Origin of the sequence: Micromonospora sp. WMMD1219, from assembly GCF_049315215.1 — a bacterium.
GTDB lineage: Bacteria > Actinomycetota > Actinomycetes > Mycobacteriales > Micromonosporaceae > Micromonospora > Micromonospora tulbaghiae.
In genome coordinates, this window is sequence record NZ_CP186057.1 from 1,681,580 (window position 1) to 1,695,122 (window position 13,543).

A 13,543-nucleotide genomic window follows, 5' to 3' on the forward strand; every position below is an offset into this window, starting at 1 on the left:
GGAACGGTCACGGCCTGTCGTCACGACTCGCCGCGCCGACCTCGGGACGTTACGCTCCCCGGCATGGTCAGACGGGGCTGGGGAGGATCGACAGCCGCCGCGCTCGGCGTCGCCGCCGGCGCGGGCGCCGCGCAGCTCGGTTTCGGGTACGGGCTGGGCATCATCAACTGGGCGCCGGCCGGCGCGGTACGGGCCGAGGCGGCCTGGGTGGCGAGCCTCGCCTGGGCGACCTGGATCGCGGCGACATCGGTCATCGTCGGTGCGGTCTGCGCCCAGCGCCTGCGCGGGAGCGACGACGAGCCGCGGGGCACACTGCCCCGGCTCGGCCTGGCGCTCGCCGCGGGTGCCGGCGCGATCGTCACCGTGCTGCTGGTGGCGGTTCCGGCGCGGGCGGCACGGGTGCCGGACGTCGCCGCCCCGCAGGTCGTCGCCGCCGCGTACGCGGGTGCGGGGCTGCTGCTCGGTGTGCTGCTCGCCGTCTGGGCGCTGCACACCCGGGCCGCCGCCACGAACCTGATCGCCACCACCGGCTGGCTCTGGCTGCTCGCCGTGGTGTCGGTGGTCGACGGGGTGGTCGCCGGCCGTGGCCTGACCACCGCCCAGCTCGGCATCTGGCAGATCAGCGCGGACCGTGGCGCGTTCTGGATCCGCGACTACTTCTACTGGCCCGGTGCGCTCCTGTCGGTGCTCTCCGCCCTGGTGATCGGCCTGGTGGCGGCCCGCCGAGCCGCCCGTGCACCCGAGATCCGCGTCGGCGCGGCGGCCTCCGGGGCGGCCGGGCCGCTGCTCGTCGCGCTGGCGTACCTGCTGGCCGTGCCGCGCCTCGCCGGGATCGCCGCGGAACAGTTGTCGGCCCATCTGATCGCCCCGTACGCGGTGATCGCCGGTGTCGGCGGTTCGATGGTGATGGCCGCGCTGGCCCAACGTGCCGAGCGCCGGAGCGCCGAGCGGGTGACACTGCCACGGCAGCGCACCGGCGAGCCGGACGAGATCAGCGGGGATGCCGACCCGGCCCCCGCAGACCCGACCGAGGCGGACCCGCAGTCGCCGTCGGGCACCTCGAAGTCGGACACGAAGGCTGCGACCCGGTCAGGCACGTCGCCGTCGGACACCTCGAAGTCGGGCACCTCGAAGTCGGGCACGTCGGCTGCGGGCCGGTCGGACAAGTCGGCGGCGAGCGGATCGGCTTCGGGCCTGTCAGACACCTCGGCGTCGGGCCGGTCCGTGCCGGATGGCTCCGCGTCGAGCCCGTCGGCGTCGGGCCTCGCCGACCAGGCGACCGCGCCGGACAAGGCACCGGACACGTCGGTCGGGCCGAGCCGGAACACCGGGGTGGAGGACGGACCGGGCACGGCATCCGGCCGGACGGAGACCGAGCGGGGTCGTGCCACCCGGTCCGCCACCGGCCGCCGGGGCCGGGCCATCCCACCGCAGCGGCAACCCGAGGCATCCGAGCAGGCCGTCCCCGCAGGACCACACGACGGAACGAACCCGCAGGACGCCCTCCCGTCCCCGGGCAAGCCCTCCCCAACCGACCCGCCGACCACCGACACCACCCGCCGCCGAGGCCGCTGAGCCCTCCCCACACCCACCCAGCCGCGCCGATCTTGCAGTAGTGGCCCCTCGAATCTCCCGAATGGGAGGTTTGTCGGGGCGACAAGTGCAAGATCGACGAGGCGGAGGGAGGGCGGACGGCGGGCGGCCGGGGGGTCAGTCGACGGGCCAGGTGTGGACGGGCTCGTTGCCGCGTTGCAGCTCGGCGTACCGCTGGACCATGTGGTGCAGCGCGGCTTCCCGGTCCAGGCCCCGGGTCCGCTCGGCCGTCCACACCGTCTCGGTCTGCCAGACCGCACCGTTGCGGCCGGTACGGCAGCGGCCCTCGATCACGCCGAGCAGGCGGTCCCGCTCGGCCGGGGCGACGCCGAACCGGTCCAGCCCCTGCGCGGCCACCGGCAGCAGCGTGTCGAGGACGAGCTTGGTGACCGGCACATCGCCGAGCCGGGGCCAGTGCAGGACCGCCTCGATGCCGCGCCGGGCGGCGGCGTGGAAGTTCTCCTCCGCGGAGCTGAACGTCAGCTGGCTCCAGATGGGACGGTCCGCCTCGGCGAGGCCGCGGGCCAGCCCGAAGTAGAACGCCGCGTTGGCGAGCATGTCCACCACTGTCGGGCCGGCGGGCAGCACCCGGTTCTCCACCCGCAGGTGCGGGCGGTCGTTCATGATGTCGTAGACCGGCCGGTTCCAGCGGTAGACGGTGCCGTTGTGCAGTCGCAGCTCACCGAGCTGGGGCACGCCACCGGCGTGCAGCACCTCGACCGGGTCCTCCTCCTCGCAGATGGGCAGCAGCGGCGGGAAGTAGCGGACGTTCTCCTCGAACAGGTCGAAGATCGAGGTGATCCAGCGCTCGCCGAACCACACCCGGGGGCGTACGCCCTGGGCCTTCAGCTCGTCGGGCCGGGTGTCGGTGGCCTGCTGGAACAGCGCGATCCGGGTCTCCGCCCAGAGCTGCCGGCCGTAGAGGAACGGCGAGTTGGCGCCGACGGCGACCTGTACGCCGGCGATCGCCTGGGAGGCGTTCCAGTAGTCGGCGAAGCTGTCCGGCGCGACCTGGAGGTGGAACTGGAGGCTGGTGCAGGCGGCCTCCGGCGCGATCGAGTCGGTGTGCGTACGCAGCCGCTCGACGCCGTTGATGTCCAGTTCGATGTCCTCGCCGCGGGCGCCCACGATCTGGTCGTTGAGGACGCGGTACCGCTCGTTCGTGGAGAGGTTGTCGGCGACCAGGTGGCGTTCGGTGAGCGTGGGCAGGATGCCGACCATCATGATCGTCGCGTCGGACTTGGCGGCCCGCTCGTCGGCGCGGCTGAGGCTGCTGCGCAGGTCCTGCTCGTAGTCGGCGAAGCCGCCGCCCTCGATCAGCCGGGGCGAGGCGTTCAGTTCGAGGTTGAACTGCCCCAGTTCGGTCTGGAACAGCGGGTCGGCGATGTCGGCCAGGATCTGGTCGTTGCGCATCGCCGGTTCGGCGGCCGCGTCGATCAGGTTCAGCTCGATCTCCAGCCCGGTCATCGGGCGGTCGGCGTCGAAGCCGAAGTCGTCGAGCATCAGCGCGAACACGTCCAGACATCGCCGGACCTTCTGCCGGTAGCGGACCCGATCCTCCCGGGAGAAGGCGCCCTGCTCGACGTCTCTGCCCATGTGTCCTCCCGGCGCCGGTGCGACGGAACCGTACCGTTCCGCAACGCATTGTGAACCATTCGCGTGGTGGGCGTAAGTGCGCCCACCCCGCCGCCCGGCTGGACGGGCGACAGGTCTGCACCTGTACCCCGTCACCGCCGCCACCAGCGCGTCCGTGGCGGAGAACTTCACGTGACGATTCGCACCGCCGGGGCGTACGCGAGAAGGGCCCGCACCGTCGGCGGACGGTGCGGGCCCTGCGGGCCGGTGCCGGGCTCAGCCCTGGCGGATGGCCTCACCCTCGATCTCGATCTTGACCTTGCGGCCGACCAGGACGCCGCCGGTCTCCAGCGCCACGTTCCAGGTCAGGCCGAAGTCCTCGCGGTCGATCTCGGTGGAGGCGGAGAAGCCGAAGATGTCCTGCCCGAACGGGCTGCGGCCGACGCCCTCGAACTCCACCTCGAGCTCGACCTGACGGGTCACGCCCTTGATGGTCAGCTCGCCGACGAGCACGAACTCGTTGCCGTCGCGGGACTTCACCTCGGTGCTGCGGAACTCCAGCGTCGGGAACTGCTCCGCGTCGAGGAACTCCGGGCTGCGCAGGTGCGCGTCGCGGTCGGCCTGGGCGGTGTTGATGCTGGCCGCCTGGATGCTGGCGGTCACCGTGGACTGCATCGGGTCGTCGGTGACGGTGATGGTGGCGGTGGCGTCCGCGAACTCACCGCGTACCTTGCTGACCATCATGTGCCGCGCGACGAAGCCGACACGCTTGTGCGCGGCGTCCAGCACGTAGGTGCCGGGGGTGGGGATGGTGAGACCCTCCCAGTCGCGGGTAGTCGCCTCGGTGCTGCTGGTCATGATGCTCTCCTCCGGAGAAGAATGTTTAGGAGCCCAACGACTGACTGAGCAACTATAGTTGAGACAATATTCCCCGTGTCAAGTGTTGCTAGGATGGTGGCGTGGACCAGAACGTGTTCGACGACCCCCGGATCACTGCCGTCGGCCTGCTCGTCGAGGCGCATGCCGGGCTCGCCGCCCGGTTCGCCGCCCAGTTCGAGGAGCACGGCCTCTCCCCGGTCGAGTTCGAGGTGCTGACCCGGCTCGCCCGCTCACCCAACAACCAGCTGCGGATGACCGATCTGGCCGCACAGACCTCGCTCTCCACCAGCGGCGTGACCCGCGTGGTGGACCGGATGGAGCGGGACGGGCTGATCTGCCGGCGCGCCTGCCCGTCCGACCGGCGCAGCTCCTTCGCGGTGGTGACCACCGCCGGCCTGAGCCGGCTGGACGACGTCCTTCCCGGCCATCTGCGGATCATCGAGCAGTGGTTCACCAGCCAGCTCGACCCGGCGCAGCTCGACGGGCTGCTGGACGGGCTGCGCCGGGTGCGCGACGCGGTCCATCCGGGCGCCACCGCCGGCAGCACCGAGCTGGCCGAGGACGCCGCCTGACGGTCCGCGACTCACCGGCAGAATGACCGGCAGAACCGCCAGGGCAGCCGGACAAAGCGGTCCGTATATTCGCGAATCGGTCGTCACGCCTCGGTAGTCTTCCGGCAGCGGGGGGCACCGGGGGGTGCTGGCGCGAGCGTGGAGCGAGGGGCAGCACCAGGGGGCTACTTCGCTCGCGCCACCCCCGCGCCCTCCGCCTCCCCGTGCCCGGCCGACGCGACCCGCCGTCCACCGGCGCTCATCGCCCGCGCCGGGCCGACAGGGAGAACAGCAACTCCTCCTCCTGCGGTAGCAGGCTGACGCCGGTGACCTGCCGCGCCGCGTCCAGCCGGTCCAGCACACGCGGGTCAGCGGTACTGACCGCCAGCCCCACGAGCGCCTCGACCAGATCCCGCCGGTCGGCGACTCCCTCCGCCGCTTCCGCAGCCGCGGCGAACCACTCCGCCGCCAGCTCCCGGTCTCCCCGGTGCAGCGCCACGTGGCCCTCGATCAACCCGCGCAGCGCGTCCTCGGTGCGGGCGTCCCCGCCCGCGCCGGGCGGGTCGAGCATCTCCACCGCTGGTGGACGGCGCCGGCCCGGCACCGCGCCCGACGGCCACAGCTCGGCGACGGTGGCCAGCGCCTCGTCGGTGCGCCCGGCGTGGGCGAGCGCCAACCCGACCGCCCCGACCGTCCGGCGCCGCCGCCCGGGATCGCCCAGCTCCGCGAGCGCGGCGGCCACCCGGCGCCCCTGCTCGACCGCCTCGGCGAACCGGCCCTCCAGGCGGGTCAGCTCGGCCTGATCGGCCCGCGCCAGCACACGCAGGCGCTGGTCACCGCACTGTGCCGCCAGCCGGTCGACGGTGGCCAGCCGCCGCCGGGCGCCGGCCAGCCGCCCTTCGCGTACGTCGTGCCAGGTCAGGTGCGCCTGGGCGACGGCCATCTCGCGTACCCGGTGGTGCCGGGTGGCCGCCGCCAGCGCGGCCTCGGCCTGCTCGCGGGCCTCGTCGTGCGCGCCGAGCCCGAGCAGCAGCGCGCAGAGCACCGAGCGGGCGGACAGCTCGCCGGTCACGTCGCCCGCCTCGGCGAAGACGACCAGGGCGGCCCGGGCCGCCGGCAGTTCCTCCGCGCCCGCGCCGTGCTCGGCGGCCAGCCGGGCCGCGCCGAGCATGGCCCAGGCCCGCAGCGTGGGCCGGGCACCCGCGGTACGCGGATCGGCGAGCAGCCGACGCAGCCGACGGCGGCCGGAGACGTCCCGCCCGCGCAGCCGCCACCATCGCGGCAGAGAGGCGGCGAGCAGGAGCGCGGTCTCCGGCGCGTGCTCGGCGGCGTACGTCAGCGCGGCGGTGATGTCGCTCGTCGCCTCGTCGAGCGCGCGCACCGCGCCGGACATCTGTGCGCCCACCAGCCCCGGCGCGGTGCGGTGGACCAGACCGGCGATCACCGCCGCGTGCCGCATCCGGATCCGGGCGGTCTCGCCGTCGGCGTCGGCCTGCTCCGCGGCGAAGTCACGGACCGCGTCCAGCAGGCGGAACCGGAACGGGCCGGTGCCCCGGACGCTGAGCAGGCCCAGCTCGCGCAGCCGGTCCAGCAACGGCGCGGCGTCCCACCGCCGGCCGCCGTCGGCGAGCAGTTCCTCGGCCAGCTCGACCGACCAGCGGTTACGGAACGCGGACAGCCGCCGCAGCGCCGCCCGGTCGGCGGTGGCGAGCAGGTGATAGCTGCTCGCCACCGCGTCGCGCAGCGTCACAGTGCCGGCGGACGGGTCGGCGGGCTCCCAGCCGGGGCGTACGCCGGTCAGGTCCAGGACGCGGTCGCCGTAGCGGTCGAGCAGTTCGGTGACGTCGAGGATGCGTCCCCGTGCCGCCATCAGCTCGATGGCGAGCGGCAGTCCGCCGAGCCGGCGTACGAGCGCGGCCAGCGCCGGCAGCTCGGCGGGGGTGGGCGGTTCCCGGCGGGCCTGGGCGAAGCGGGCGGCGAACAGCGCCGCCGCCGGCCAGCGGTCCAGGTCGGCCCGGTCGGCGGGCTCGACGCCGGCCGGTGGCACGTCGAGCGGCGCGACCGGCCGGACCAGCTCGCCGGGCAGGCCCGCCGGGCGGCGGCCGGTCACCAGCACCCGCAGCGTCGGCACGGCGGCGGTCAGGACGCGCAGCGCCTCGGCCACCGCGTCCGGCGCCCGGTCGACGGCGTCGACGAGCAGCAGCGCCCGCCGGTCGCCGATCCGGCAGGACAGGTCGGCCAGCCGGTTCACGCCGAACATCGACACCGACGCGGCGAGCACGTCGGGGGTGTCCGAGCCCTCGCCCACGAGCACCCCGGCCACGCCCGCCGGGTGGCGGGCCGCCACCGCGTGCGCGACTGTGACGGCCAGCGCCGTCTTGCCCACCCCGGCGAGCCCCACCAGGCTCACCACCGGGTACGCGTCGAGCAGGCCGGACACCTCCGCCACGTCCCGTTCGCGGCCGAACAGCGGTACGGGCTGGGGCAGCGCCACCTGCGGATCGTCGGCGGCGGCGCCGGCGGCGGGAAGACGGGATGCCGGGGGCCGGGCGGTGTCGACGAACTCGCGCCGCTCGTCACCGCTCAGGCCGAGCGCGTCGGCCAGCAGGTCGACGGTGGTGCGCTGGGGCCGGGTGGCCCGCCCCCGTTCCAGATCGCGGACCGTCCGTACGCCCACGCCGGCCCGGTCCGCCAGCTCGGCCTGGGTCAGGCCGACGGCGAGCCGGTGCCCGCGCAGCAGATCGGACAGACCGGTACGACCGCCCGGGCCCCGCGCACGGTCATGATCCGGAGTCATGGGCACGAAGATTACGGATGGACTCCGACGCTCCACAGCCCATCGTCAACCACCCGACCGTCCACTGCCGATATCCGACAGGGCGCGGTTTCGGGCGTCCTCACATGCCGAGGTCGCGCGCGATGATCATGCGCTGCACCTCGCTGGTGCCCTCGCCGATCTCCAGGATCTTGGAGTCGCGCCAGAAGCGGGCCACCGGGTACTCGTTCATGAAGCCGTACCCGCCGTGGATCTGCGTCGCCTCGCGGGCGTTGTCCACGGCGACGGTGGAGGCGTGCAGCTTGGCGATGGCCGCCTGGCGCTTGAACGGCGCACCGGCGAGCATCCGGGCGGCCGCGTCGTAGTAGGCCAGCCGGGCCGTGTGCGCCTTCATCTCCATGTCCGCGATCTTGAACTGGATCGCCTGGTAGTTGCCGATCGGCTGGCCGAACGCCTGGCGCTCCTTCGCGTACTTGATCGACTCGTCCACGCAGCCCTGGGCCAGGCCGACGGCGAGCGCCGCGATGGCGATCCGGCCCTCGTCCAGGATGCGCAGGAACTGCGCGAAGCCCCGGCCGCGCTCGCCGAGCAGGTTCGCCGCCGGCACCCGGCAGTCGTCGAACGTCAGCTCGTGCGTGTCCGACGCGGTCCAGCCGACCTTGGAGTAGCCGGGCGCGACGGTGAAACCGGGCGTGCCCGACGGCACGATGATCGTGGACAGCTCCTTGCCGCCGTCCGGCCGCGTACCGGTGACGGCGGTGACGGTGACCAGCGCGGTGATGTCGGTGCCGGAGTTGGTGATGAACGCCTTCGAGCCGTTGATCACCCACTCGTCGCCGTCCAGGACGGCCCGCGTCCGGGTGCCGGCCGCGTCCGACCCGGTGCCCGGCTCGGTGAGCCCGAACCCGGCCAGCGCCTCACCGCTGAGCAGCTTCGGCAGCCACTGCGCCTTCTGCTCCTCGGTGCCGAACCGGTAGATCGGCATCGCGCCGAGCGACACCGCCGCCTCCAGCGTGATCGCCACGCTGGAATCGACCCGGGCCAGCTCCTCCAGCGCCAGGCAGAGCGCGAAGTAGTCGCCGCCCATGCCACCGTGCTCCTCCGCGAAGGGCAGCCCGAACAGGCCCATCTTGCCCATCTGACGGACGATCTCGTACGGGAAGGTGTGCTGCTCGTAGTGCTCGGCGATGGTGGGTGCGACCACCTCGCGGGCGAACTCCCGCACGCTGGAGCGCAGCGCCTCCTGTTCGTCGCTGAGCCGGAAGTCCATCTGATCCTCCTGGTGGGACGCGGTACGGACGGGCCGGGCGCTCGTGACGCCGGGGCGTGGGTGGGTCGAACCGGGTGCGTGGGCCGGTCAGACGGGGGTGACGCCGTGCCGGCGCCGGGAGAAGTGCCGCTCCTTGCCGCGCGCGGCGGCGAACCGGCGGACCAGCTCGGCGCGCAGCTCGTGCGGCTCGACGATCGCGTCCACCACCAGCTCGCTGGCGAGGCGGACCACGTCGATGTCGCGCTCGTACTCCTCGCGCTTCGCGGCCACGAACGCGGCCCGCTCGGCCTCGTCGGAGATGGCGGCGATCTTGTTGGCGTAGACCGCGTTCACCGCGGCCTCCGCGCCCATCACCGCGATCTTCGCGGTGGGCAGCGCGATCGTGGCGTCCGGCTCGAAGCCGGGACCGGCCATCGCGTACAGACCCGCGCCGTACGCCTTGCGGACCACCACACAGATCTTGGGTACGGTCGCCTCGGAGATCGCCGTGATCATCTTCGCGCCGTGCCGGATGATGCCCTGCTTCTCCACCGCGCTGCCGACCATGAACCCGGGCACGTCGCTGAGGAACAGCAGCGGCACGTTGAACGCGTCGCAGAGCTGCACGAACCGGGTCGCCTTGTCGGCCGAGTCGACGAAGAGCACGCCGCCCTTGAACATCGAGTTGTTGCCGACCACGCCGACGACCTGGCCGTTCAGCCGGCCGAACCCGATGGTCAGCTCCTTGGCCCACAGCGCCTGGATCTCGAAGAAGCTGCCGGAGTCGAGCAGACCCTTGACGTACCGGCGCATGTCGAACGCCTGCCGCTCGCTGGCCGGGACCAGCGCGGCCAGGTCGGCCTTCTCCGGCGCGTCCACGGCCTCGGCGGCCGGCGGGTCCTGCTTCCAGTTCGAGGGCAGGTACGACAGGTACGTCCGCACCACGTCGAGCGCGTCGTTCTCGGTCTTGCAGAGGAAGTGACCCACGCCGGACTCGGCGCAGTGCACCTTGGCGCCGCCCATCGCCTCCAGCGTGGTCTTCTCGCCGGTGACCATCTCGACCATGCGGTCGGAGCCGAGGTACATGCTGGCGTTGCCGTCCACCATGGCGACCACGTCGCAGAACGCCGGGATGTAGGCCCCGCCCGCCGCGCTCGGCCCGAACAGCGCGCAGACCTGCGGGATCGAGCCGGAGGCGCGGACCTGGTTCCAGAAGATCTTGCCGGCGCCGCGCCGGCCGGGGAACAGGTCGACCTGGTCGGTGATCCGGGCGCCGGCCGAGTCGACCAGGTAGACCATCGGGACGCCGGTCGCGTAGGCCCGCTCGATGATCCGGATGATCTTCTCGACGGTACGCGCGCCCCAGCTGCCGGCCTTGACCGTGGAGTCGTTGGCCATCAGGCAGACCTGGCGGCCGTCGATCGTGGCGGTGCCGGTGACCACGCCGTCGGCGGGCAGACCGTCGGCCATGGCGTTGGCGTAGAGCCCGTCCTCGACGAAGGAGCCCTCGTCGACCAGGTACGCCACGCGCTCGCGGGCGAACAGCTTCCCCTTCGCGGCGTTGGCCGCGTGGTACTTGTCCGCTCCGCCGGCGCGGGCGCGCTTGCGTAGCTGCTCCAGAGCCTCACCGTCGAGCGTCACGCCGACTCCCGTTCCCACGGCCCCCGCACAGGGCGCCCACCGACCTGAACGATCGTTAGGCTACCCCACCCGCGCCTCCCCCGGCACCCCGCCACACCCCCGCGCCCCGTCCACCCCCGCTCATTTCGTCGATCAAGGAGTTCGTGTCCTCATCCGGGCACCCGGAGGACACAAACCCCTTGATCAACGCCAGATAGGACGGGTCACGAGGGGAGGGGGTCAGGAGGGAAGGGGGGTCAGGCGGGTTCGGGGGCCGGCGCGGAGGACTCCGGAGGGCAGCTTCTTGCCCACCAGGGTTTCGGCCAGTTCGGCGGCCTCGATCAGGGCGTCCAGGTCGATGCCGGTGTCGATGCCCATGTCGTGCAGCATGTGCACCGCCTCCTCGGTGGCCAGATTGCCGCTGGCACCCGGGGCGTACGGGCAGCCGCCGAGGCCGCCGACGCTGGCGTCGAACTCGGTGATGCCCAACTCCATCGCCGTGAGCATGTTCGCCAGGGCGGTACCCCGGGTGTTGTGGAAGTGCAGCAGCACCGGCAGGTGGGCGTTGCGGTCCCGTACCGCCGTCACCAGTTCGCGGACGCGCCGGGGCGTACCCATGCCCGTGGTGTCGCCGAAGGCGACCCGGTCCGCGCCGTCGCGGGCGACGCGGTCGACGATCGCGGCGACCCGGCGGGGGTCCACGTCGCCCTCGTAGGGGCAGCCGAAGCTGGTCGCCACGATCACCTCGGCGGTGGCGCCCGCGCCGTGCAGCAGGTCGATCAGCTCGGCGATGTCGTCGAGCGACTCGTCCGTGGAGCGGTTGACGTTGCGGCGGTTGTGCGTGTCGCTGGCCGAGACCACCACCTCGATCTCGGTGAAGCCGGCCGCCAGCGCCCGCTGCGCGCCACGGGTGTTCGGCACCAGGGCCGAGTAGCGCACCCCGTCGACCTTCTCCGCCCGCTGCCACACCTCGTCGGCGTCGGCCATCTGCGGGATCGCCTTCGGGTGGACGAAGGAGACGGCCTCGATGCGGCGTACCCCGGTGCGGGACAGCGCGTCGAGCAGCCGCACCTTGGCGTCGGTGGGGATGGGCTCCTCGTTCTGGAGGCCGTCGCGGGGACCGACCTCACGGATGCTCACGGATTCCGGAAGTTGCGCCATCAGGTTCACCTCACTTGAGTCGAGCATGACACCGGGTGGCGTCAGCGCATCCGGGAGACGATGCCGGTGTCGTAGTCGCCGGAGAGGAACTCCTCGTTCTCCAGCAGCTCGGCGAAGAACGGCAGGTTGCACTTCGGGCCGGCGATCTCGAACTGGGTCACAGCCGCCCGCGCCCGCTGGACCGCCTCCTCGCGGGTGTCCCCGGTGAGGATCAGCTTGGCCATCAGGCTGTCGTAGAACGGCGTGACGGTGTTGCCGGCGACGTAGCCGGAGTCGACGCGCACGCCGGCGCCGGACGGCTCGTTCCAGGTGGTGATCGCGCCCGGACCGGGCAGGAAGCGCTTCGGGTCCTCGGCGTTGATCCGCAGCTCGATCGCGTGGCCGCGCGGGGTGAGCGCGTCCGGGTCGAACGTCGGCGCCAGGCCGGCGGCCACCCGCAACTGCTCCTCGACCAGGTCGACGCCGTAGACGTACTCGGTGACCGGGTGCTCGACCTGCAGCCGCGTGTTCATCTCCAGGAAGAAGAACTCCTGCGTCGCTGGATCGAGCAGGCACTCGACAGTACCCGCGTTGCGGTAGTTCACCGCCTCGCCCGCTCGTACCGCCGCGGCCAGGAACCGCTCGCGCAGCTCGGGCGAGACCGCCGGGGACGGCGACTCCTCGACCAGCTTCTGGTTGCGCCGCTGCACCGAGCACTCCCGCTCGCCGAGGGCCACCACCCGGCCGTCGGCCAGGCCGAGGATCTGCACCTCGACGTGGCGCACCCGGGGGAAGTACCGCTCGATCAGCACCGACCCGTCGCCGAACATCCGCTCGGCGAACGCGCGGACCTTGTCGTACTCGGTGCGCAGCGCCGCCTCGTCGGCGGCCACGCCCATGCCCATGCCGCCGCCACCCGCCGCGGCCTTGACCATCACCGGGTAGCCGATCCCCGCGGCGGCCGCGACCGCCGCGTCCAGGTCGCTCGCCGGCTCGGTGGTGCCGGGCGCGATCGGCACGCCGGCCGCCGCCATCAGGTTCCGAGCGTTGATCTTGTCGCCCATCGCGGTGATCGCGTCGGCGCCGGGCCCGACCCAGATCAGGCCAGCCCCTTCGACGGTACGGGCGAAGTCCGCGTTCTCGGACAGGAAGCCGTAGCCGGGGTGGATCGCCTGGGCGCCGGTGCTACGGGCGGCGTCGAGGATCGCGTCGGCGTTCCGGTAGCTCTGCGCCGGGTTCGCCGGGCCGACGCAGACCGCCTCGTCGGCCTCGGTCACGAACGGCAGCCCGCCGTCGGCCTCCGAGTGCACCGCGATCGTCCGGATCCCGAGCCGCCTGCCGGTACGGATGATCCGCCGCGCGATCTCCCCCCGATTCGCGACCAACAACGATTCGATCATCTTCTGCACGGACGTGACCCCTTCTCGACGCAAAGCCGGGGTCTCTTCTTAACACGCGTTAAGGTGAGCGCGGCGTGTCAGGTCGGGTCGGTGGGCGCGAGCAGGGCCGCGAGGGTCGCGCCGCGCAACAGCTCGGCCCGGCGCCGGCGGTCCACCTCGCCGCCGAGGAACGGGGTCGAGTTCATCAGGCCGAACGCCGCGTGGGCGAGCACCCGGGCCTCGCCGTCGGGCAGGCCGGGGTGCAGCGCGGTCAGCACGGTGACCCATTCCTCGACGTACATCCGCTGGAGCCGGCGGATCCGGCGGCGCGGCTCGTCCGGGAGGCGGTCCAGCTCGTGCAGGTGCAACGCGATCACCGCCGGGTTGGCCAGCGCGAAGTCGACGTGGAAGTCGATCAGCGACTCCAGCGCCGCACGCGGGTCGCCCGGGTGACCGGCGGCACGTTCCCGCCCGCCCGCGAGCAACCCCTCGCTCACCGGGATCAGCGCGGCGACGAGCATCGCCTCCTTGCCGGCGAAGTGGTGGTAGAGCGCCGGACCGGTGACCCCGGCCGCCGCGCCGATGTCGTCCATCGACACACCGTGGTAGCCGCGCGCCGCGAAGAGGCCGACCGCGATCTCCAGGATCTCGTCCCGCCGGGACCGGCGCCGGGCCGCGCCCGCCGCCCCCCGTGCCTGCTGTTCCACCGCCACCGGACCAGCCTAGACCTCGCGTTCGAGCTGGGGCAGCCGCGGTTACCCAACGGTTGCCCCAGCCCGTC

10 protein-coding genes are annotated in these 13,543 nt (G+C 72.9%); 2 read left to right on the forward strand and 8 right to left on the reverse strand.

The window, feature by feature from the left end:
• Positions 1–63 precede the first annotated feature (63 nt).
• Positions 64–1,575 carry a hypothetical protein gene (locus ACN27C_RS08140; protein ID WP_422750840.1) on the forward strand — a complete coding sequence of 504 codons (1,512 nt, stop codon included), beginning with the start codon at positions 64–66 and terminating at the stop codon, positions 1,573–1,575.
• 135 nt (positions 1,576–1,710) lie between these two features.
• Here ACN27C_RS08140 and ACN27C_RS08145 read toward each other — a convergent pair whose 3' ends face one another.
• Together ACN27C_RS08145 and ACN27C_RS08150 are read right to left on the reverse strand one after the other, a co-directional pair.
• Complete coding sequence (locus ACN27C_RS08145; RefSeq protein ID WP_120572437.1) at positions 1,711–3,189, reverse strand: glutamate--cysteine ligase; 1,479 nt, start codon at positions 3,187–3,189, stop codon at positions 1,711–1,713.
• 255 nt (positions 3,190–3,444) lie between these two features.
• A complete protein-coding gene (locus ACN27C_RS08150; RefSeq protein WP_120572438.1) occupies positions 3,445–4,026 on the reverse strand; it encodes a YceI family protein in 582 nt (193 codons plus the stop codon).
• 101 nt (positions 4,027–4,127) lie between these two features.
• Here ACN27C_RS08150 and ACN27C_RS08155 point away from each other — a divergent pair, with 101 nt between their 5' ends.
• Positions 4,128–4,619: a MarR family winged helix-turn-helix transcriptional regulator gene (locus tag ACN27C_RS08155; RefSeq protein ID WP_358170651.1), complete on the forward strand. Its 492-nt coding sequence runs from the start codon at positions 4,128–4,130 to the stop codon at positions 4,617–4,619.
• Between the two features lie 238 nt (positions 4,620–4,857).
• Here the strand turns inward: ACN27C_RS08155 and ACN27C_RS08160 are convergent, their stop codons facing one another.
• The 6 genes from ACN27C_RS08160 to ACN27C_RS08185 form a co-directional block, all read right to left on the reverse strand.
• On the reverse strand, positions 4,858–7,395 hold the full coding sequence (locus ACN27C_RS08160) for an ATP-binding protein (RefSeq protein WP_422750841.1): 2,538 nt from the start codon (positions 7,393–7,395) through the stop codon (positions 4,858–4,860).
• A gap of 100 nt (positions 7,396–7,495) precedes the next feature.
• Positions 7,496–8,644 carry an acyl-CoA dehydrogenase family protein gene (locus ACN27C_RS08165; protein WP_358170647.1) on the reverse strand — a complete coding sequence of 383 codons (1,149 nt, stop codon included), beginning with the start codon at positions 8,642–8,644 and terminating at the stop codon, positions 7,496–7,498.
• A gap of 87 nt (positions 8,645–8,731) precedes the next feature.
• Positions 8,732–10,264: an acyl-CoA carboxylase subunit beta gene (locus ACN27C_RS08170; RefSeq protein ID WP_422750842.1), complete on the reverse strand. Its 1,533-nt coding sequence runs from the start codon at positions 10,262–10,264 to the stop codon at positions 8,732–8,734.
• A gap of 219 nt (positions 10,265–10,483) precedes the next feature.
• A complete protein-coding gene (locus tag ACN27C_RS08175) occupies positions 10,484–11,404 on the reverse strand; it encodes a hydroxymethylglutaryl-CoA lyase (RefSeq protein WP_422750843.1) in 921 nt (306 codons plus the stop codon).
• 41 nt (positions 11,405–11,445) lie between these two features.
• Positions 11,446–12,783, reverse strand: a complete 1,338-nt coding sequence (locus tag ACN27C_RS08180) for an acetyl-CoA carboxylase biotin carboxylase subunit (protein ID WP_422751593.1) — start codon at positions 12,781–12,783, stop codon at positions 11,446–11,448.
• A 77-nt stretch (positions 12,784–12,860) separates the two neighbouring features.
• Positions 12,861–13,475: a TetR/AcrR family transcriptional regulator gene (locus ACN27C_RS08185; RefSeq protein ID WP_120572441.1), complete on the reverse strand. Its 615-nt coding sequence runs from the start codon at positions 13,473–13,475 to the stop codon at positions 12,861–12,863.
• Positions 13,476–13,543 lie beyond the last annotated feature (68 nt).

Coding starts and splice junctions, on each gene's coding strand:
- ACN27C_RS08140 (WP_422750840.1), top strand. CDS start 64: ATGGTCAGACGGGGCTGGGGAGGATCGACAGCCGCCGCGCTCGGCGTC.
- ACN27C_RS08160 (WP_422750841.1), bottom strand. CDS start 7,395: ATGACTCCGGATCATGACCGTGCGCGGGGCCCGGGCGGTCGTACCGGT.
- ACN27C_RS08180 (WP_422751593.1), bottom strand. CDS start 12,783: ATGATCGAATCGTTGTTGGTCGCGAATCGGGGGGAGATCGCGCGGCGG.
- ACN27C_RS08175 (WP_422750843.1), bottom strand. CDS start 11,404: ATGGCGCAACTTCCGGAATCCGTGAGCATCCGTGAGGTCGGTCCCCGC.
- ACN27C_RS08150 (WP_120572438.1), bottom strand. CDS start 4,026: ATGACCAGCAGCACCGAGGCGACTACCCGCGACTGGGAGGGTCTCACC.
- ACN27C_RS08145 (WP_120572437.1), bottom strand. CDS start 3,189: ATGGGCAGAGACGTCGAGCAGGGCGCCTTCTCCCGGGAGGATCGGGTC.
- ACN27C_RS08165 (WP_358170647.1), bottom strand. CDS start 8,644: ATGGACTTCCGGCTCAGCGACGAACAGGAGGCGCTGCGCTCCAGCGTG.